Below are 19,855 nucleotides of genomic sequence, written 5' to 3' on the forward strand. Positions count from 1 at the left end.
ATGGCGAGCGATCCCGACCCCGGGCGCACCGAACACCCGCGCACCGAACACCCGCGCACCGGCCACCCGCGCACCGACCGCGCCGAACAGCCCGCGCACGCCCCGACGTCCACGAGAAGAAGAGAGACGATGAGCAGCACCGCTTCCCACCCCTCGGGCCCCGCGGGCATATCCCGCCGCCGGTTCGTCGCGAGCGCGGCGACGCTGGCCGGCGCCGCCGGCATGGCCGGCATCCTGCCGGAGAACCTGGCGCGGGCCGCGACCGCGAGCCCGTCCAAGGGCAGCCTCTCCCAGGTCAAGCACGTCGTGTACGTGATGATGGAGAACCGGTCGTTCGACCACTACTTCGGCACGTTCCCGGGCGCGCGCGGCTTCAGCGACCGCACCGCGATCAGGCTGCCGAACGGCAACTCGGTGTTCCAGCAGCCCGATCCGGCGAACCCGGACGGGTATCTGGAGCCGTTCCACATGTCCACCATCAGCACCGGCGCCGCCGCCGTCCCGTCGCTCTCGCACGACTGGCGCGACCAGCACGCCTCCTGGAACCAGGGCGCGATGGACGGCTGGCTGACCACCCACCTCGCCTCCGACGGCGAGGTCAACGGGTCCTACACGATGGGGTACTTCACCCGGGAGGACATCCCGTTCCACTGGGCGCTCGCCGAGTCGTTCACGCTGCTCGACAACTACCACTGCTCGATCCTGGGCCCGACGGACCCGAACCGGCTGGTGTGGATGTCCGGCACCAACGACCCGGAGGGCAAGTTCGGCGGGCCGTGCCTGGAGACGGTGACGCCGAACCCGATGACGCACCCGTCGGCGGCGGAGATCCTGCACGACGCCGGGTACAGCGTCAAGACGTACTTCTCGGGCGCCACCAGCGGGTTCAACGTCTTCGCCTGGTTCGCGAACTTCCAGAACAAGGCGACGCTGCCGCTCGACCTCTACAACTCCGTGATGAGCGGGGGCACTTTGTACGGCGACGGCACCCCCGGCCGGGTCGGCATCCCGACCACCCCGACCCCGGCGGCCGACCCGGCGCTGGCCTTCGAGGAGGACTGCGCCAACGGCGTTCTGGCGGACGTCTCCTGGCTGTTCATGCCGAGCGAGGCCGACGAGCACCCGCCGAACCTGCCGGCCGCGGGCGCGCAGTACCTGGCGGCCAAGCTGGAGGCGCTCGCCTCCAACGAGGAGCTGTGGAACTCGACGGTGTTCGTGCTCAACTACGACGAGAACGACGGGTTCTTCGACCACGTGCCGCCGCCGGTGCCCAACCTGCGCCAGTACCCGGAGGAGTTCGTCACCATGCCGTCGCCGAAGGGCACGCCGGGCGGCGGCCTGCCGGTGGGCGCGGGCTTCCGGGTGCCGTGCATCATCGTCTCGCCGTGGACGGTGGGCGGCCGGATCTTCTCGGAGGTCTCCGACCACACCTCGGGCCTGCAGTTCATCGAGACGATCACCGCGGCGGGCGGCCTGTCCGGGCACGGCCCGGTCACGTTCACGCCGATCAGCAAGTGGCGGCGCCGTACGTTCGGCGACTTCACCGGCGCGCTGAACCTGCACGACCGCCAACCGGCCCCGACCAACCCGCAGTTCGACCCGGCCACCACGGCGGCGAACCTCGCCGCCCAGACCACGTCCGCGACCAAGCCGATGCCGCCCCGGCCGGGCGGAACTCAGTCCATGCCGCGCCAACTGCCCGACCACGGCCACCACAACTGACCGCCGCCTGAGCCGGCCGCGCGTGCGAAGGCACACCCCACGCACTGAGCGCGCGACCCGCAAGAGCACGCGTGAACACCGCAGGCCGCCCGCCACCAGCGGGCGGCCTGCGCCGTCCGCCCCGGGCCGCCGACACCCCGTTGGTGGTTCCTCCCCCGCCTCGTGGCAAAGCTCGGTATAAATTTGCCCATGACTCCGACAGAGCTCGACGGGTTGCGCATCCAACTCCGCGACACGCTCATCGACGGGGAGTCGTGGCTCCGGCGGATCGCCGCGATGGACGGGGCACCGGAGGACTGGGAGCGGACGGCCCTGGACGCCGCCGCCGAAATGCTGCGGCTGCGGACCCGCTCGGCATCGTCGCTGATCAAGGTCGCGATGCTGGGGGCGTTCTCCTCGGGCAAGAGCTTCCTGCTCAGCGCCTTGCAGGGCGGGCTCGAACTCGTCACCGTGCCGGACCGGGACGGCATCCCCGCGGAGAAGTTCGTCGGACTGCTGCCGTCCTCTCCCGTTCCCACCACCGCGTGCCCGGCGACCGTTGTTCCGGTCGAGCCGGAGGACACCGCGCACGACGCCTCCCAACGCGGCTTCCTGCGCGTGCAGTTCACCGACTCCCAGGACGACGAGTGGGAGGACGTGGGCAATTCACCGGCGCCGTCGGTGGTCGCCGCCTACGCCATGCAGGACGCCGACCCCCTCGAACGGCTCAGGCAGCACTGGGACCGCGAGGTCGCCGAGATCGAGATCCTGCTGTCCACCTACCGGTTGCCCGCGATGCTCTACGACCTCCCCGGCGCCGGCTCGGTGAACGCGATCCACGACACCATCATCAGACAGGCGATGAGCAAGGCGGACTGCTTCATCTACGTGGTGCACGCCTCGCGTTCGATGTCCGACGACGACCTCGAACTGATCCGGTTCCTCTACGCCCACCACAAGATCTCGAAGAAGCCGGTGATCTGGCTCGTCACGGCCATCGACTCGGCCACCCATCTCGACCACCGCAACGTCCGCGCCTGGCAGGCCAACGTCGACCGCAACAACACCTACCTCAAGGACAACTTCACCCTCGACGGGCGACCCGACATGGGCTTCATCAACGAGGGCTTCATTCCCGTGTCGCCCGCCTCCGAGGCCCGGTCGATCGCCCTCGAAGCGCAGGGAAACCTGGCCGAGGCCCGGACCAAGGCCGCCGAGAGCCGGATGGACGGCCTCCGCGCCATGCTCGACGACCTGATCAGCCGGGAGACCGGACAGCCGCACCTGGCCAGGGTGGCCGACGAGGCGAGCGGCCTGCTCGACCACCGGCTCAACTGGCTGAGCGACCGGCTCCGGATGGAGCGGACCCCGATCGAGGAGCTGCAAGGCTCCCTGTCCGCGCAGGAGTCGGAGCTGCACAAGGTGCGGGCCGCGGTTCCCCGGCTCAGGACGCAGCTGGAGGAGCAGCTCAAGGAGCACACCCGACGCGCCTGCCGGCCCTTCGACCGGCTGGCGGCCCATCTGCACTCCGTACTGGACGCGCAGATCCTCGCCACCGACGTGAAGCGGCCCACCAAGGCCAACCAGGTCCAACTGGCCAAGACCCAGGAGATGCAGAGCTGGATCGAGGCGCGGCCGGACGGCCCGGCCGCCCTGTGGGAGCGGCAGGTGGAGCACTTCAAGCGGGAGATCGTGCGCAGGGTGAAGGAGGAGCTGGGGGCCGACGACCGCGCCCGCCAACTCCACGGCCACAGCTTCGACATCGAGACCCTGACCATGCCGCGGGCGAGGATCGAGCGGCCGGCCGGCCGCGATCTCGTCCAGCAGACCGCGGCGCTCCTCGGCATCTCGGCGCCGATCGTCGCCACCGGATCGTGGATGGCCGGGATGGCGGCGGCCGGACTCGTCTTCCCCCCGGCGATCGCGGTGCTCGGCCTGTCGATGCTGGTCTACATGGGAGTCCAGCGCCGCCGGTCGCGGGCCACGTCCTTGGAGGTGACCCAGCGGGAGTGGATCGCCGCTCTGGACAGCGAGGCGCGCGAGGTGAGGGAGTCGTTCGAGCTGTCCATCGGCCTCCAGGGCATGGACCTGATCGCCAACCTCGTGGAGCGCCTGGAGAGTTACCAGGACGAGCTGGAGGGTTCGATGGCCCGGCTGCACGAGCGGATGGCCCACCCGGACACCCAGGACCAACAGGCACTGGTCGACCGCCTCCAGGCCGTCGTGGCGGAGGGCGAGAGCGTCATGACGCCGCTGCGAGCGCTGGGCACGGCGGTCGGCGCGGCTCCGAGGCGCTGAGGCGGGTGGGGCGGTTGCGGCTGAGGGCGCGCTGAATTCGGGCGTTCCGTCTACGGGGGCGGCGGCGCTGTACGTAGCCGGCCCGTGGTCGCCGGTCGGGGGCCGGTGGGCGGCAATACCGTGCCGGCCATGGAACGCAGTCGCATAGCCGCAGCAGTCGTCGCCGGATTCGCCGCACTCACCCTCGCCGCCTGCGGCGCGGCCGAGGCGAAGGACCCGCAGGCGGCCGCCCCGAGGACCAGCACCACCGCGCCGACCACCCCGGCGCCGACCACCACCGCCCCGCCCACGACCCCGCCGACGACCGCACCGACCACGCCCCCGACGACTCCCGCGACGACGCGGGCCACGACGGCCCCGTACACGGCTCCGCCGACGACCCACCGCACGACCACCCCGCCGCCCACCCACAAGGCCGCGCCCGTCGTCCGCCACACCACGCCCCCGCCGGTCCACCGCACCACGGCGCCCCCGGCCCCGACCGGGGTGTGCAGCATCCGCTCCAACGCGGGCAACTGCTACAAAGCGGGCCAGTTCTGCCGGAACGCGGACCTGGGCAAGTCGACGACGGACGCGTCGGGCCGCCCGATCACATGCGTGGTGGAATCCGGGGGGAAGCACTGGCACTACTAGCACTACTGGACGGGGGAACGGCGTGCGGCAGGCGGCTACAGGGGCGTTGGTGGGGCTGGCGGTCGGCGACGCCATGGGGTTTCCGACGGAGTTCAACGACATGGCGCAGATCGCCGCGAAGAACGGGCCGTGGCACACGATGCCGCTGCCGCTCTCCGCGGGACGGGCGTACGTCACCGACGACACGCAGATGACGCTGGCGCTGGGCGAGGGGCTGCTCGAAGCGCTCGCGGACGGCGGCCCGTTGACCGCCGAACGGCTGGAACCCCCCGTCCGCGCGCACTTCGTGGAGTGGTGGCAGTCGCCGGAGAACAACCGCGCACCGGGCACGACCTGCCTGAGAGCGTGCGAGGCGCTGAGCCGCGGCGGTGAGTGGGGAGCGGCCAGCCAGGTCGGCTCCAAGGGCTGCGGCGCGAACATGCGGGTCGCGCCGCTCGGCCTGATCCCGGGTCTCGACCGCCAACAGCGTTCGGGCGCGGCCCAGTTGCAGTCGGCGCTGACCCACGGGCATCCGACCGCGCTGGCCGCCAGCGACCTCACCGCGTACACCGTCTGGCTGCTCGCGCAAGGCACCCGGCCCGCCGAACTGCTGCCCGCCCTGCGCGAATACGCCCGGCAGAACCGGGAGCACTACCCCGCCGACTGGCTCGGCGACCTGGCCGAACGCGCGCACGACCACGACCGTGCGTCCTTCGCCGCCCGCGGCTGGGACGAGTGCCTGGCCGTACTCGACCGGCTGGAGGGCGCACTTGCGGCACCCGACCCGGAGGCCGACCCGTGCCTGGCCACCGGCCAGGGCTGGATCGCCGAGGAGGCGCTCGCCACCGGCCTGTACTGCTTCCTGATGCTGCCGGACGACCCGCCCGCGGTGGTCCGCCGCGGGGCCTACTCCTCCGGCGACTCCGACTCCATCGCCGCCCTGGCCGGCGCTTTCGCCGGCGCGCACCACGGTGTGGCGGCCTGGCCGGCCGAATGGGTCGAGGCGATCGAGTACCGCGACCGGCTGCTGGCGCTGGGCGCGGCCTGGGACGCCTGAGCGCCGCACTCGGCTCGCGCGGGCGTGCCCACGTGCGGGCCCGAGGCAGCGGGGCGGGTGGGCGGAAATCCAGGGGCCGTTCCGTGCGGGGTCCGGCAGCATAGGGGCATGTCGGACGCTGCCAGTGCTGTCTTCAGGGAATCCGAGCCGGGGCGCGGGGCCGCGCGGGCGGTGGGACGGGTCGAGGCTGCCCTGGCGGCTTCGGCGGCTCCGGGTGGGGACGGTCTGGAGCAGGACGAGCGGCTCGTCGAGGCTGTACGGGGCGCGGAGGCCGCCGGCGCCGGGGAGTCCGCCGCGGTGCTACGACTGCTGGCTGATCAGCCCCGGGGGCTACTCCGGCTGGATGAGGCCGTACGGCGGACGTGGGGCTACCACCTGCCCCGCCGTGGGCAGCCTCGGCGGGAGGCCGGGCCCGGTGGGTCGGACGGGCCGCTCGGCGTCGCGCTGGCGTCCGCTCATCCCGACGGGCGCGTACGGGAACGGACCGTGCGCCGGCTCGTCGAGTTGCTGGGTGACGGCCAACTCCCCGCTGACCTGCTGCCGTTCCTGATCCTGCGGACCGCAGACTGGGTGCGGCCGGTACGGGACCGGGCCCGCGCCGCGCTGGCGGTGCTGCTGGACGCGGAGCCGCAGCGGTTCGTTCCGGCGGCGCTGCCCGTCACGCTGCTGCTCGCACGGCGGGAACGCGGCGGGTTCGCCGAACGCCAGGTGCGCACGGCGCTGTTGTCCGCGCCCCGCACCGACCTCGTCCAGCAACTCCTGGCCGCGCCGGACCCGTTGGTGCGACGGTTCGTCCTGCGCGCCGCGCTCGACTCCCGGCGGCTGCCGCTCGCGGCCCTCGTCGCGATCACGAAGCGCGACGGCGACCGGCGCTGCCGGGGCATGGCTGCCGAGGCCGCCGTGCGCGAGGCGGTGTGGACCGCGCGGACCGACCTGCTGCGCCAACTCGCGGGGAGCCGGGACCCGGACGTCCGCGTGGTCGCGCTGACCGGCCTGGTCAGAACGGGGCTCGGCGCCGAGGTCACGTCATACCTGGACGACACCTCGCCGCTGGTCCGCGCAGTCGCCCGCGACGCGGTCCGCCGCGCCGGCGGTGACGCGCCCGGCTGGTACCGCAGCGCGCTCGCCGCCGCCGGCACGCCCGCGCCCGGCGCGATGGCCGGCCTCGGCGAGACCGGCCGCGCCGGCGACGCCGTCCTGCTGACGCCGCTGCTCGGCCACCCGGAGTCCGCCGTCCGGGCGGCGGCTCTGCGGGCGCTGCGCGTCCTGGACGCCGTGCCGGTGCGGGCCACCGTCCCGCTGCTGCGCGACCCGTCCACGAAGGTGATCCGGGAGGCAACCGCCGCCCTCCGCACGGTCGTCGGCCAACTGCCGGACGGGCTGGCCCGGTCGCTGCTGGCCGACCGCGACCGGGCGGCCGTCCGGCGGGCCGGATTCCGGCTGCTGAACGAACCCGACCCCGCCGAGCGGCTCCGCATCACCCTCGCCATCGCCGAGGGCGACCCCGATCCCCGGCTCGCGAAACGGGCCGCCGACGCGGCGGCCCGGCAGATCCGCGCCGAGCGCCTGCGGCGGTGAACGGGGCCTGCCGCAGCGTGCGTTCCGGACCGACGTTCCGGACCGGCGTTCCGGACCGGCGGACTGGATCGCACGACTGGATCGGCGAGGTGAGGGCACGCGTCAGCCATGGAACGCAGTGCGCAGGAGACTCCCGGAGCGGCCTTCGTGCTGGGCGGCGGCGGTGCGCTCGGGGCGTACGAAGTCGGCATGCTCAAAGCGCTGTTCGCCGCCGGGGTGAAGCCCGAGCTGGTGCTGGGGACGTCCGTCGGTGCGATCAACGGGGCGGCGGTGGCCGCCGAACCGTCGCAGGCGTCGGTGAGCCGGCTGATCGATCTGTGGACGGGGCTCGGCCAGGCGGGGGTCTTCTCCGGTTCGCTGGTGGGCCGGCTGTCCACGGCGGTGCGCAGCCGCACCCATCTGTACACCCCGGCGCCGCTGCTCGACCTGCTGCGCAGCCACCTGCCGGTCACGCTCATCGAGGAACTGGCCGTACCGTTCCAGTGCGTCGCGGCGAGCATCGAGCACGCCGCGGAGCACTGGTTCGACAGCGGACCGCTGGTCGAGGCGGTGCTCGCGTCGTCGGCCGTTCCCGGGCTGCTGCCGCCGGTCGGGATCGACGGCGAGCACTTCGTTGACGGCGGCCTGGTCAACAGCATCCCGGTGGGCCGGGCGGTCGCGCTGGGCGCCCGCGAGATCTACGTGTTGCAGGTCGGCCGGATCGAACGGCCGCTGGCCCCACCGAAGTTGCCGTGGCAGGTCGCCACGGTCGCGTTCGAGATCGCCCGCAGGCACCGTTTCGCCCGCGACATGGCCGACCTCCCGCCGCAGGTGACCGTCCACGTCCTGCCCAGCGGCGCGGCCCCGGCCGAAGCAGCCGGAACGCTGGGCCAGTTGCGCCACCGGACCTTCGGTCGGACGGCACAAAGGATCGAACGGGCGTACGCGGCCTCGTCGGACTACCTGTCGACGGCACTCGACGCGGCGAACGGCCAGAGGTGAGGGGCCGGGCGGCGAACCCGGAGGAGGAGCCGTTCGGCGAACCGGCCGCGAACCCGGGCGAGGGGCCGGCGCAAGTCCCGGCGGCGACACCGGGCAAGGGGTCGGTGCAAGTCCCGGCCGCGACACCGGACAAGGGGTCTGCGCAAGTCCCGACGTCTGACCTGCCGCCGAGCCCGGCAGTGCCCGCTCAGTCCCCTCCGCCGGCCGGCCAGACCGTACCGGCCCAAGCCACGGCCGCGAACTCGAACCACGGCCCATCCCATGCCCCGACCGCGAACCCGGGCGAGGAGCCGGCCGAAGTCCCGGCCGACGACCTGCCGCCGAGCCCGGCGGCGCCCCCTCAGCCCAATCCGCCCGCCGCGCCCGCCGGCCGAACCGTACCCGCCCAAGCCCGAGCGCACCCCGACCCGTCCACCGGCCGCAGCACCGTACCCGCCCAAGCCCGGCCTCACCCCTACCCACCCGCCGGCCGGGCCGTGCCGGCCGACAGCCGACCGCACCCCCACCCCACCACCGTCGCCCCGCGCTCCCTGCGCGCCGCCGCCGGAGAAGCGCTGGTCACCGGGGCCCGCCGGGTGATCACCACCTCGCTCCTGATTGCCATGCTCCCGCTGGTCGCCGCCGTGCTGCTCGCCGTGACGGTCCTCGGCGCGCCCGTCTCGCTCGCCACCCGCGGGCCGTGGCGGCCGACGCGTATGGCCGCGTTCGTGCTCACCTACCTCGTCGTCGACCTCGCCGGTCTGCTCGCGGCGACCGCGCTGTTCGTACGCCGGCCGCTCACCGGGCCGGCCGCGCGGGATCGGCGGGCGGCCGACGCGTTCGCCCTGCTCGCCCGGCTGCTCGCCGTGCTGCGCCGGGCGGCGGACCGGCTGTTCCGGCTGGAGGTCGAGATGACGCCCGCGCCGCTCGCCACCGCGAGGCAGCCGGACGCGCCCGCAGCCGTGCTCGTCCGGCACGCGGGGCTGGGCGACTCGTTCCTGATCCTGCAGATCCTGCTCACCGAGGGGGGTCTGCTGCCGCACACCGTCCTGAAGGGCCCGCTGCGGGCCGATCCGTGCCTCGACGTGCTGCTCGGCCGGGTGCCGCACTGCTTCCTGCCGCCGGCCCGCGGCACCGCCGAGGACGCGGTCGCGGCGCTGGCCGCCGGGCTGCGACCGCGCGACGCGCTGGTGATCTTCCCCGAGGGCGGCAACTTCACCCCGCGCCGGCACCGCCGCGCCGTCGCCTCGCTCCGCCGCCTGGGCCAGTACCGGCGCGCGTCGCGCGCGGCCGGGCTGCACTACGTCCTGCCGCCGCGGAACGCCGGGACCCTCGCGGCACTGGCCGCGGCCCCCACCGCCGACGTGGTCTTCGTCGGGCACGCCGGCCTCGACGTGATCGCCTCGCCGCGCGCGGCCTGGGACTTCCTTCCGTTCCGGCGTCCGGTACGGGTCCACTGGTGGCGGATACCGGCCGCGGAGATCCCGCGCGGGGAGGCGGCGGGCGGGGAGTGGCTGCTCGGGCAGTGGGAGCGGATGGACCGGTGGACGGCCGAGCAGGCGGGCGCGGCGACGCCGCGGGTCTAGGACGGGCAGGTGCCGCACCCCCAGGGTTCCCCGGTCCTTGGTTCCCTGATTCCCCGCCCCATGGTGGCGTACCTCACGAAAATCCGACAAAAGGAACTTGTGTGCTCACCCGCCCGTCTGACCCCACGAGGCCGATCGGGAAAGGCAGGCGGAGTCCGGCATGGGCGAGGCACGCGGCGACCACGAGCGCCCGGAGGACGCAACCTCCGGCAAGGATCGTGAGCGCAGGTTCGACCTGAGCGTGCCGCAGGTGGCGGGCAGCGCGGTCGCCGCGGTCGTGGCCGCGAAACTCGCGTCGAATCTCGGCGTGTACGGGACGATCCTGGGCGCGGGCGTGGTCAGCGCTCTGGGCACCTGCGGCGGTACGTTCCTCCAGCACGTCTTCCGGCACACCGGCCGGCAGGTGCAGGAGGTCGCCGTGCAGGCGCGCCCCGGGGTCCGCCGGATCCGGGGGCAGGCACGGGGCCGGGACCAGACGCAGGACCAGAGCCCGACGGAGACGCACGCGACGGACTCGACGGAAGCGGCGGCCCCGCCACCCACGGACCCGGCACCCACGGACCCGGTGCTCGCAGTACCGACGTCCGCAGAATCGGCGTCCGCAGAATCGGACCCGGGTCCGGGTCCGACCCCGGACCCCCGGCCGGCCCGTTCCCGCAGCTGGAAGCGCCCCGTCGCCGCCCTCGCCCTCGCCTTCGGCCTGACCATGGGCGGCATCACCTGCTACGAGGCCATCGCCGGCGAGAACATCAGCGGGCACGGCAACGGCACCACCGTCGGCAACGCCGTCAGCGGCCACAACTCGTCCCATTCGGGCGGCACCGGCCGCACTCCCACCCCCGCCCCCGGCGACGGCACGGGCACCGGCACCCCCTCGGACGGCGCCACCGGCACGCCGCACCGCAGCGACGGCAACGGGCGGCCAGGACCGGGCAGCACTTCGGCCCCGTCCACCCCGCCGTCCGCGAGCACCCCGTCCACGTCCGCGCCGTCCACGCCGTCCACCGGCCCCGGCACCGGTGACGGGCCGGGCGGCAGCCCCTCCCCGTCGGCCCCGCCGCCGGCCTCCGCACCGCCCGCGACCACCGCCCCGGCGCCGACGGCCACCCCGGGCGGCCAAGACGGCACACTCCCGGGCGGGGCCGCCGGCGACCCGACACCGTAACGGCGCGGCGCGGCGCTGCGCGGCGAACCCCTAGCTACAGCGTGCGTTCGAGGCGGTCCGCCAGGAGTTTCACGAAGCGGGACGGGTCGGGGAGTTCGCCGCCCTCGGCCAACAGGGCCATGGAGTAGACGAGTTCGGCCGTCTCGTCCAGCGAAGGGTCGTCCGCGCGCTCGGTGTGCGACCTGTTCAGGCCGACGATCAGCGGGTGCTTCGGGTTGAGTTCGAGGATCCGCTTCACATGCGGAAGCTCCTGGCCCATCGCGCGGTAGATGCTCTCCAGCGCCGGAGTCACGTCGTTCGTGTCGGAGACGATGCAGGCGGGCGAGACGGTGAGCCGGGAGGAGAGCCGTACCTCCTTGACGTTCTCGTCCAGTTGGGCGGTCATCCACGTCAACAGGCCGCTGAACTGCTCCTGTTGCGCCTCTCGCTCGGAGTCGGCCTCCTTCTTCTCCTCCTCCGTGCCGAGGTCGATCTCGCCCTTCGCCACGGACCGGAACTGCCTGCCCTCGAACTCCGGGACGGCGTCGACCCACACCTCGTCCACCGGGTCGGTCAGCAGCAGCACCTCGATGCCCTTGGCCTGGAACGCCTCCATGTGCGGGGAGTTCTCGACGGCCTGCCGTGACTCGCCGGTGAGGTAGAAGACGTGCTCCTGGCCGTCCTTCATCCGCTCCACGTACTGCGCGAGCGTGGTCGGCCGCTCCTTGTCGTGGGTGCTGTCGAAGGAGGACGCGGCGAGGATCGCGGCGCGGTCGGCGGGGTCGCCGAGCAGCCCCTCCTTCAGCACGCGGCCGAACTCCCGCCAGAACGTGGCGTACTTGTCCGCGTCGGCGGTCATCATGTCCTTGACCGTCGAGAGCACCTTCTTGGCCAGCCGCCGGTGCATCAGCTGGATCTGCCGGTCCTGCTGCAGGATCTCCCGTGACACGTTCAGCGACAGGTCCTGCGCGTCCACCACGCCCTTGACGAAGCGCAGGTACGGCGGCATCAGCGCTTCGCAGTCGTCCATGATGAAGACGCGCTTCACGTAGAGCTGGACGCCGCGCTTGTAGCCCTGCCGGAACAGGTCCTGCGGGGCGTGCGACGGGATGAACAGCAGCGCCTGGTACTCGAACGCGCCCTCCGCCTGGAGGCGGATGGTCTCCAGCGGGTCCACCCAGTCGTGGCTGATGTGCTTGTACAGCTCGTGGTACTCGTCGTCGGTGACCTCGCTGCGCGAGCGCGCCCACAGGGCCTTCATCGAGTTGAGCGTCTCGGGCTCGGCGGGGGCGGCGGGCTCCACCTCGGCATCGGTCGCGGCCTCGTCCGTCTCCCCGGGCGCCGCGTCCGTCTTCCCGGGCGCCGCGGACGGGGCCGGCGGCGCGGCCATCCTGATCGGCCAGGTGATGAAGTCCGAGTACCGCTTGACGATCTCCCGGATCTTCCACGGCGAGGTGTAGTCGTGCAGCTGGTCCTCGGAGTCCTCCGGCTTGAGCCGTAGCGCGATCGCCGTGCCCTGCGGGGCGTCCTCGACGGTCTCCACCGTGTACGTGCCCTCGCCGTCGGACGTCCAGCGGGTGCCCTCGCTCTCGCCGGCCCGGCGGGTGGTCAGCGTGACTTCTTCGGCCACCATGAAGCTGGAGTAGAAGCCGACGCCGAACTGCCCGATCAGCCCCTCGCTCGCCGCTGAACTCCCGCTGTCCTGGGCCTCCTTGAGCTCCCGCAGGAACGTGGCCGTACCGGAGTTGGCGATCGTCCCGATGAGGTCGACGACCTCGTCGCGGGACATGCCGACGCCGTTGTCCCGTACGGTCAGCGTCCGGGTCGACGGGTCGGCCTCGATGTCGATGTGCAGGTCGGACACGTCCGCGCCGAGTGTGTCGTCGCGAAGCGCCTCCAGCCGCAACTTGTCGAGCGCGTCTGAGGCGTTGGAGACGAGCTCGCGCAGGAACACGTCCTTGTTGGAGTAGATCGAGTGGATCATCATCTGCAGAAGCTGGCGGGCTTCCACCTGGAACTCGAACGTCTCGCTCGGCATAATCCGTTGGTCCTTCTCAGGCCACCAGGTCACCTGTTCATGGGGTCATGAGGTGACGGGGTGTGACGGGTACTGACCGCAGCACTCTAGAGGAGCGCCGCCGCCCGGCAGCGGCGCTCCCCGTGAGCAGAGGTGCCCGCGATCGGCCCGCCGGCCGCTTCTCCCCGGCCGGGGACCGGCCTCAGAGCTGGCGCTGCGCCTGCGGCTCGCGCCACATCGGGTACATGTGCGGGCCGCCGGGCAGGTCGATCGTGGTGCCGGTGAAAACGAAGCCGAGCCGCTCGTACAGGCGGCGGCTGCGCAGGCTGCTCGCCTCCAGGTACGCGTGCAGGCCGTCCCGGTCGCAGCGGTCGAGCACGTTGGAGATGAGGTCGGCGCCCCTGCCCTGGCCGTGCAGTTCGGTGGAGACGGCGATCAACTGGAGGTACTCGTGCGGCCGGTCGGTGGGGTGCGACTCGTCGAGTATCCGGACTATCTGCTCGATCCGCTCGTTGTCCGGGTCGATCGACTTGCGGAACTCGGCCGGCCCGTCGGCGGATTCGTCCCCGTGGGCGCCGCCGGCCGGCATGCTCATCCACAGCGCGACCGCCGAGCCGTCCTCGGCGATGTCCACATAGCCGTCGGCGAGCGCCATGTCGACGAAGGCGCCCATCATCATCGGGTTGCCGACCCGCCTGTCCTTCACGTCGGGGAAGATCCAACTGCTCACCGGGTCATCGTGGAACACCCGGTCGAGCAGCTGGGCCGCGGCCTCACGGTCGTCCGCTCCGGCCCTCCGAATCGCCAAACCCATCTGTACGACCGCCTTCCGCCTCAACGTCTCGACTGACTCCTCGGGCCCGGCGGCCGACCCGTACAACTGATCGTCCCGCCAGGGCGGTTGCAGCCTAGACCGTTCAGATGTTCTGGTGAACGGCAGGACCGCCCACCCGGAGCACACTCTTCCCCCTGGTGGTGCCGTCCGCCAACCGCTCGACTGCCAGGGCGAGTTCGCCGAGCTCGTACTCGGCGGTGACGTCCACCCGGACCTTGCCGTCCGCGAGCAGGTCCAGCGCGGCGCGGACGGAGGCGGCCAGCCGTTCGGGGTGGGTGCTGCTCAGCAGGCTGCTGTTGTACGTGAGCAGGGACGCGCCGCGCATCAGCAGGTCGTTGGTGTCGGCGAGGATGGGCTCGTACCCGGCGATGTTGCCGTAGGCCACCAACCGGCCGTGCGGCGCGAGCAGTTGCAGGCTCTCGCGGCGGGTGCCGGCGCCGACCGGGTCGAGCACGACGTCGAACCGCCGGTCGCCGAGCGCGGCGGGGAAGTCGTCGCGCAGCAGCACCTCGTCGTAGCCGAACTCGGCTGCGTACGCGGCCCGTTCCGGGCTTCCGGCCACACCGGTGACCGAGGCCGCGCCCCCCAGCCGGGCGAACTGGACCGCGAGCGTGCCCACTCCTCCGGCGGCGGCGTGTACGAGCACCCGCTCCCCCGGCCGCACCCGGGCGGCGGTGTTGACCAGGTCGTACGCGGTCGGCGTGCTCCAGCCGGCAGCCGCGGCCGTACGCAGCGGGAGCCGTCCGACGGGCAGCGCGAGGACGGCGGGCGCCACGACCACCTCGGCGCAGCAGCCCGACGCGGTCAGCACGGCGACCGCCTCGCCGACCCGGCCGCCGTCCACCCCGTCGCCCACCGACACGATGCGTCCGGCCGCCTCGAAGCCCGGGACGAAGGGGCGCGGCACGGGGAAGTGCCCGTCCCGGACCATCGTGTCCCCCCACTGGACCCCGGCGTACCCGACCCGGACCGCCACCTCGCCCGGGCCGGCGACGGGCACCGGCCGGTCCGTGACCTGGTAGCGGCCCTGCGCGTCGAGGACGACGGCCTGCATGGTGGTCATCACGGTCATGGGATGTAGCCTCCTGAGCTGACTCAGTATCCTGTGTCACCTGACCTGTCGAAAACTAGCTGTATAAGAGACCTGAGTCAACACAGGAACATGCGTGCACGTGCCGAGTGGGCGGGCGCGGGCGCGGGCCCGAGCGAAGGAGCGAGGAGAGCGATGGCCGACATCCCCGTCGAGGCGATCGAGGAGTACCTGTGCAACCGGATCAGGCGCGCCGAACAGGTGCTGATGGGCCACCACGAGGCCGTACTCCGCGGCTACGGCCTGACGATGACGCAGTACACGGCCCTGCTGGCCCTCGCGCGCGAGGGCGGCATGTCCGGCGCCCAACTGGCCCGCGCGTGCGGCGTGACGCAGCAGAGCATGGCAAGCGTCCTCACCACGATGGACAGCAAGGGCCTCATCCAACGCGAGCCGTCCCCGGTGCACGCGAAGGTCCAGATCAGCACCCTCACGGAGCACGGCCGCACCCAACTCGACGGCGCCTACGCCGAGGTGATCATCCTGGAACGCGCGCTGACGGCGGCTTTCACGCCGACCGAGTACGCGGAGCTGTGCGGCCTGCTGGAACGGGCGACGGTGGTACTCGCAGAACAGACGCCGACCCCGCCGGGCCGATCATCCCGCTGACGCGGGGGGTGGAGCGGGGGGCGAGCGCCCCGGCCGCAGGGGCGCGAGCAACCGAAGCGCACCCGCACCTGGGAGACGGGGCTCCGCCCCGACAGGGGCGCGAGGAACTGCGCGGCCAGCCCCCACCGGCCGTCAGCCACCCGACAACACCAGGGGCCACCCCCTCAGGGGCGCGGGGAACTGCGCGAGCAACCGAAGCGGACCGGCACCTGGGAGACGGGGCTCCGCCCCGACAGGGGCGCGGGGAACTGCGCGCTCAGCCCCCACCGGCCGTCATCCAACCGACAACACCAGGGGCCACCCCCTCAGGGGCGCGAGGAACTGCGCGACCAGCCACCGACGACCGGCACGCAACCACCGGCCCAACGGAGCAGCCCAGTTGTCCTCGGCCCACCGGCCGCCCCGGGGCTTACCGGCCCCCGCCGAGGGGACGGCAACCCGCCGACGGGGGTGATGAGCCGAGCCGGGAGGTATCGCGGCCCGGCCCACCACGCGTGTGGGCGTTACGCCGCCCCGCCCGGCCCAGCCGCAGGCGCCGAGTCGGACACCCCCGCCCCGACCGCCACCGAACCCTCAGCCGGGGCGTCGTCCTGCCCGCTGACCATCCAAGCCGCCGCCTCCGCCCGCGCGGCCCGCCGCCCAGGCGCAAGCAACCCCGCCGCGACCCCCGTCACGGCGACGACCGCCGCCACCACCTCCGCCGCCTTGAACCCGTCGATGAAGCGCCCCGGCGAGGAGTAGTCGCCGTGCGCGGCGAACACCGCCGCGAGGATCGCGACGCCGAACACCCCGCCCAACTCCCGCAGCGCGGTGTTCGCCCCGGCCGCCACCCCCGCGTCCTCAACGGGCACGGACGCGACCACCGCGTTCGCGACCGTCGGGAAGCACAGCGAGATCCCGATACCGGCGATGACCAGCGGCATCACCAACCGGCCGTAGCTGACGCCCGGTTCGGTGACCGCGGCGAGCCAGCCCAGCCCGCCGCCCTGCAACAGCAACCCGGCCACCATGAACGGCTTGTTGCCGAACCGGTCGGACATCACCCCGGCGACCGGCGCGACCAGCATCGGCATCGCCGTCCACACCAGGATCCGCAACCCGGCCTGCAACGGGTCGTATCCCAGGCCGGTCTGGAAGAGCTGCGCGATCATGAACAGCGAGCCGATCAGCGAGACCGCCTGGAAGAACACGACGACGTTCGCCGTCGAGAACGCCCGCCGCTTGAAGTAGCCGAGCGGCAACATCGGTGTGGGCGCCCGGCGTTCCCACCAGACGAACCCGGCGAGCAGCACCACGCCCGCGCCCAGCGAGCCGATCACCTCACCGCTGGCCCAGCCCGCGCTGGGCGCGCGGACCGGCGCCCAGGTCAGCGCGAACAGCGCCGCGAGCACCAACACCACCGCGATCGGGTCGAGTTGCGGCCGCGGCCCGCGGCTCTCGGTGAGCAGCAGCCGCGACAGCACGATGGTGACGACGCCGACAGGCACGTTGATCCAGAAGATCCACTGCCAGGAGATCCCCTGGATGATCGCCCCGCCGACGATCGGTCCCGCGGCCACGCCGAGTCCGGTGATGCCGCCCCAGACCCCGATCGCCGCGCCGCGCTTCTCCACCGGGAAGGCGTTGCTGATCAGCGTGAGGGTCAGCGGCAGGATCACGGCGGCGCCCGCTCCCTGCACGATCCGGGCGACGATCAGCCCGTTGACGGAGTCGGACAGCGCGCACGCGGCGGACGCGGCCGTGAACAGCCCCATGCCGAGTACGTACATCCGGCGGCGGCCGAAGCGGTCGCCGAGCGCGGCGCCGGTGAGCATCAGGCAGGCGAACGCCAGGTTGTACGCGTTGATCGTCCACTCAAGGTCCGACAGGCTCGCGCCGAGACTGCCGCGGAGCGTCGGCAGGGCGGTCGAGACGACCACCACGTCGAGGGAGGCGACGAACGCGCCGATGGAGCCGAGGACCAGCGTCCAGCCGGCCCGCTGCTGGGTCTGCGGAACGGACATCAGCGGCCGTCCCTCTTGGTGCCTGTGCCTGAACCGTTTTCGCCCGGAAGCCAGTTCGCGGCCGGGTGCGGGGGACTGGGTGGTTGGAGCACGCGGAGCGTGCTGTGCGCGCTGGGCGTGAAGAACGTGCTGGACATGGACGTACTCCGCTCGTGGAGTCCCTCTACCGGAGGGTGAGTTGTGCCGGTGGTCGTGGGGGGTGAATAAAGACCACGGCCACCGGCGGAACTCATCGGGCACAGCCCCCGGCCGGGCTCGGCGCGGCGCCCGACCGGCTCAACTCAGCACGGCGGGCAGGCCGAACAGCCTGAACATCGACGGGTCGCGGAACGCGAGGATCCCCGCGACGCCCGGGTCACCGGCGCCGGCGCCCGCCCCACCGGCACCCGCACCCGCTTCCGCTCCCGCCCGGGGGCCGAACGTCAGCATCTGCACGCAGTGCGGACGGAACAGCTCGCCGCCGCGGCCGTCCCCCGCCTCGTCGCGCCAGTACATCGCCAGGCCCAACTGCCCGCCGTTCGCCGTGACGGGCAGCGTCCGCAGCACCCCCGGCGCGCGGAAGATCCGGCGCCCGATGAACCGCCCGACATCCGCGCGGCCCGCGAACCAGTACGGCTCCGGCGGCATCTCCAGCGTCACGTCGTCCCGCAGCAACCGCAGCAGCGCCTCGATGTCGGCGTCGGCGAAGGCCCGCGCGTAGCCGTCGAGCAGCTCGCGGTGCCGGGCGTCCAGCCCTTGCGGGCGCACGTCGTCCTCGGTCAGCGCGTCCTGGTCCAGCTGCGAACGGGCCCGCTGCAGCGCGCTGTTGACGGCGGCGGTGCTGGTGTCGAGCAGCTCGGCGACCTCGGCCGCCCGCCAGCCGAGCACCTCCCGCAGGATCAGCACCACCCGCTGCTTCGGGGGCAGCCGCTGCAGCGCCACGATCAGCGCCAGCCGTACGCTGCCGCGCTCCACCACGATCGCGGCCGGGTCGGCGGTGAACGGGCCCGGCGCCGAGCCGAGCAGCGCGTCGGGCAGCGGCTGCACCCAGGAGATCTCCGGGCCCGCCGGGTTGTACGTCGCGTCCGGGTCGGTGGCCGGACCGCCGAGCCCGGCCGGGACGACCCTGCGGCTGTGGTGCCTGAGCGCGGTCAGGCACGCGCTGGTCGCGATCCGGTAGAGCCAGAAGCGCAGCGAGGAGCGGCCCTCGAAGCGGTCGTATCCGCGCCAGGCGCGCAGATACGTCTCCTGCACCAGATCCTCCGCGTCCTGCGCCGACCCCAGCAGCCGGTAGCAGTGCGCGAGCAGCTCCGGCCGGAAGGGCGCGGCGAGCCGCATGAACCCGTCCCGGTCCGTGCCCGTACCGCCCCCACCGCCCGGCACCCCTACGCCGCCGGCCCGCGAATCACCCGTCCGCGGCCCACCGGCCCGCAGGTCCCCGGCCCGTGCGTGCTCTGCGCGCCGCTCGCTGCTCACCGTGCTCACCGCGACTCCCTCGCTCACTTCGGGTCCACTCACTTCGGGTTCCGGGCAGGGAAGACCCCTGCCCGAATAGAGACAACGGGCGCGGCCGAAACTCATCGCGGCCCGCCCGGACCGGCCTGCCCGAGCCGGCCTGCCCGGGCAGCGCCCGGGCCCCGCTCCCCTACCCCTGACCTGCGGCTTGTCCCCGGGAGGCGTTTGCGACGGGGCTCGCCGGGCAGCCGAAGGTGGGTACCACGGCACGACAGGCGAAGGAGCAGACCATGGTGGAGCCGATTGCCGAACCGACCGGTGAGACGCCGTACGAGTCCCTGCGGGAGACCCGGAACGGCCAGGGGTCGGAAGCGGCGGCCCCCGACCGTCCCGCCCCGAGCGAGCAGTCCGGCCCCGACGAGGCCATGGAGCCCGCCACCCCCCGGATCGTGGTGGGTGTGGACGGCTCCGAGCCCTCCCTGCACGCCCTGCGCTGGGCCGCCAGGCAGGCCGCGCTGACCGGCGCGTCCCTGGAGGCCGTGATCGCCTGGGAGATGCCGTCGCTGTACGGCACCGGGATGATCCCCGGCATACCCGAGGGCTTCGACCTGGAGGACTCGGCGGCGAACGCGCTGTCCCAGGCGGTGGAGACCGCCCTGCCGCCGGAGCAGGCCACCGCCGTGGTGCAGACCCCGGTGCTGGGCAACGCGGCGCAGGCCATCCTCGACCGGGGCGAGGGCGCCGAGCTGATCGTCGTCGGAGTACGCGGGCACGGCACGTTCCGCTCGACGCTGCTGGGGTCGGTCAGCCATACGGTGACGCTGCACGCGGACTGCCCGGTCGTGGTGGTGCGCGGGAAGTCCGAGTAGCAGAGCCGGCCGGAATAGTAGGGGTGTCTGAGTAGTAGGGACGGGGACTGGGGCGGTCGGGC

Annotated in this window: 15 protein-coding genes; 10 read left to right on the top strand and 5 right to left on the bottom strand. The window is 73.0% G+C overall.

What is annotated here, in order from left to right:
- The 8 genes from ACQPW6_RS17255 to ACQPW6_RS17290 all read left to right on the top strand — a co-directional run bounded on the left by ACQPW6_RS17255 (position 1) and on the right by ACQPW6_RS17290 (position 10,957).
- Complete coding sequence (locus ACQPW6_RS17255) at positions 1 to 1,722, top strand: phospholipase C (RefSeq protein ID WP_433890526.1); 1,722 nt, start codon at positions 1 to 3, stop codon at positions 1,720 to 1,722.
- Between the two features lie 189 nt (positions 1,723 to 1,911).
- Entirely contained in the window at positions 1,912 to 3,999 is a 2,088-nt protein-coding gene (locus ACQPW6_RS17260; RefSeq protein WP_433890527.1) for a dynamin family protein, read from the top strand.
- A 129-nt stretch (positions 4,000 to 4,128) separates the two neighbouring features.
- The gene (locus tag ACQPW6_RS17265; RefSeq protein WP_433890528.1) at positions 4,129 to 4,632 is read left to right on the top strand and encodes a hypothetical protein; all 504 of its coding nucleotides are present in this window, start codon (positions 4,129 to 4,131) and stop codon (positions 4,630 to 4,632) included.
- Positions 4,633 to 4,678: 46 nt separating this feature from the next.
- On the top strand, positions 4,679 to 5,668 hold the full coding sequence (locus tag ACQPW6_RS17270; RefSeq protein WP_433894564.1) for an ADP-ribosylglycohydrolase family protein: 990 nt from the start codon (positions 4,679 to 4,681) through the stop codon (positions 5,666 to 5,668).
- Between the two features lie 108 nt (positions 5,669 to 5,776).
- Positions 5,777 to 7,246 (top strand): hypothetical protein, encoded by a 1,470-nt coding sequence (locus tag ACQPW6_RS17275; protein WP_433890529.1) that lies wholly within the window; start codon positions 5,777 to 5,779, stop codon positions 7,244 to 7,246.
- A 108-nt stretch (positions 7,247 to 7,354) separates the two neighbouring features.
- Complete coding sequence (locus ACQPW6_RS17280) at positions 7,355 to 8,227, top strand: patatin-like phospholipase family protein (protein WP_433890530.1); 873 nt, start codon at positions 7,355 to 7,357, stop codon at positions 8,225 to 8,227.
- Between the two features lie 476 nt (positions 8,228 to 8,703).
- Positions 8,704 to 9,792, top strand: a complete 1,089-nt coding sequence (locus tag ACQPW6_RS17285) for a hypothetical protein (RefSeq protein ID WP_433890531.1) — start codon at positions 8,704 to 8,706, stop codon at positions 9,790 to 9,792.
- Between the two features lie 160 nt (positions 9,793 to 9,952).
- Positions 9,953 to 10,957, top strand: a complete 1,005-nt coding sequence (locus ACQPW6_RS17290) for a hypothetical protein (RefSeq protein ID WP_433890532.1) — start codon at positions 9,953 to 9,955, stop codon at positions 10,955 to 10,957.
- A 34-nt stretch (positions 10,958 to 10,991) separates the two neighbouring features.
- Here the strand turns inward: ACQPW6_RS17290 and htpG are convergent, their stop codons facing one another.
- From htpG to ACQPW6_RS17305, 3 genes are all read right to left on the bottom strand, one after another.
- Positions 10,992 to 12,974 (bottom strand): molecular chaperone HtpG, encoded by a 1,983-nt coding sequence (gene htpG, locus ACQPW6_RS17295; RefSeq protein ID WP_433890533.1) that lies wholly within the window; start codon positions 12,972 to 12,974, stop codon positions 10,992 to 10,994.
- Between the two features lie 181 nt (positions 12,975 to 13,155).
- Complete coding sequence (locus ACQPW6_RS17300; protein ID WP_433890534.1) at positions 13,156 to 13,767, bottom strand: GNAT family N-acetyltransferase; 612 nt, start codon at positions 13,765 to 13,767, stop codon at positions 13,156 to 13,158.
- A 103-nt stretch (positions 13,768 to 13,870) separates the two neighbouring features.
- Entirely contained in the window at positions 13,871 to 14,860 is a 990-nt protein-coding gene (locus tag ACQPW6_RS17305; RefSeq protein WP_433890535.1) for a quinone oxidoreductase family protein, read from the bottom strand.
- Between the two features lie 153 nt (positions 14,861 to 15,013).
- Between ACQPW6_RS17305 and ACQPW6_RS17310 the strand changes: the two genes are divergently transcribed.
- Entirely contained in the window at positions 15,014 to 15,487 is a 474-nt protein-coding gene (locus tag ACQPW6_RS17310) for a MarR family winged helix-turn-helix transcriptional regulator (protein WP_433890536.1), read from the top strand.
- A gap of 503 nt (positions 15,488 to 15,990) precedes the next feature.
- Here ACQPW6_RS17310 and ACQPW6_RS17315 read toward each other — a convergent pair.
- Both ACQPW6_RS17315 and ACQPW6_RS17320 read right to left on the bottom strand, forming a co-directional pair.
- Positions 15,991 to 17,490 carry a DHA2 family efflux MFS transporter permease subunit gene (locus ACQPW6_RS17315; RefSeq protein WP_433890537.1) on the bottom strand — a complete coding sequence of 500 codons (1,500 nt, stop codon included), beginning with the start codon at positions 17,488 to 17,490 and terminating at the stop codon, positions 15,991 to 15,993.
- A gap of 276 nt (positions 17,491 to 17,766) precedes the next feature.
- Positions 17,767 to 18,954, bottom strand: a complete 1,188-nt coding sequence (locus ACQPW6_RS17320; RefSeq protein WP_433890538.1) for an RNA polymerase subunit sigma-70 — start codon at positions 18,952 to 18,954, stop codon at positions 17,767 to 17,769.
- A 395-nt stretch (positions 18,955 to 19,349) separates the two neighbouring features.
- Between ACQPW6_RS17320 and ACQPW6_RS17325 the strand changes: the two genes are divergently transcribed.
- A complete protein-coding gene (locus tag ACQPW6_RS17325) occupies positions 19,350 to 19,793 on the top strand; it encodes a universal stress protein (protein ID WP_433894565.1) in 444 nt (147 codons plus the stop codon).
- Positions 19,794 to 19,855: the final 62 nt, after the last annotated feature.

The organism is Streptomyces sp. CA-111067 (assembly GCF_050956065.1).
GTDB lineage: Bacteria > Actinomycetota > Actinomycetes > Streptomycetales > Streptomycetaceae > Actinacidiphila.

Bases quoted from the DNA above. Each gene is read 5' to 3' on its own strand.
- ACQPW6_RS17255 (WP_433890526.1), top strand. From the start codon at position 1: ATGGCGAGCGATCCCGACCCCGGGCGCACCGAACACCCGCGCACCGAA.
- ACQPW6_RS17260 (WP_433890527.1), top strand. From the start codon at position 1,912: ATGACTCCGACAGAGCTCGACGGGTTGCGCATCCAACTCCGCGACACG.
- ACQPW6_RS17265 (WP_433890528.1), top strand. From the start codon at position 4,129: ATGGAACGCAGTCGCATAGCCGCAGCAGTCGTCGCCGGATTCGCCGCA.
- ACQPW6_RS17275 (WP_433890529.1), top strand. From the start codon at position 5,777: ATGTCGGACGCTGCCAGTGCTGTCTTCAGGGAATCCGAGCCGGGGCGC.
- ACQPW6_RS17280 (WP_433890530.1), top strand. From the start codon at position 7,355: ATGGAACGCAGTGCGCAGGAGACTCCCGGAGCGGCCTTCGTGCTGGGC.
- ACQPW6_RS17290 (WP_433890532.1), top strand. From the start codon at position 9,953: ATGGGCGAGGCACGCGGCGACCACGAGCGCCCGGAGGACGCAACCTCC.
- htpG (WP_433890533.1), bottom strand. From the start codon at position 12,974: ATGCCGAGCGAGACGTTCGAGTTCCAGGTGGAAGCCCGCCAGCTTCTG.
- ACQPW6_RS17300 (WP_433890534.1), bottom strand. From the start codon at position 13,767: ATGGGTTTGGCGATTCGGAGGGCCGGAGCGGACGACCGTGAGGCCGCG.
- ACQPW6_RS17305 (WP_433890535.1), bottom strand. From the start codon at position 14,860: ATGACCGTGATGACCACCATGCAGGCCGTCGTCCTCGACGCGCAGGGC.
- ACQPW6_RS17310 (WP_433890536.1), top strand. From the start codon at position 15,014: ATGGCCGACATCCCCGTCGAGGCGATCGAGGAGTACCTGTGCAACCGG.
- ACQPW6_RS17315 (WP_433890537.1), bottom strand. From the start codon at position 17,490: ATGTCCGTTCCGCAGACCCAGCAGCGGGCCGGCTGGACGCTGGTCCTC.
- ACQPW6_RS17325 (WP_433894565.1), top strand. From the start codon at position 19,350: ATGGAGCCCGCCACCCCCCGGATCGTGGTGGGTGTGGACGGCTCCGAG.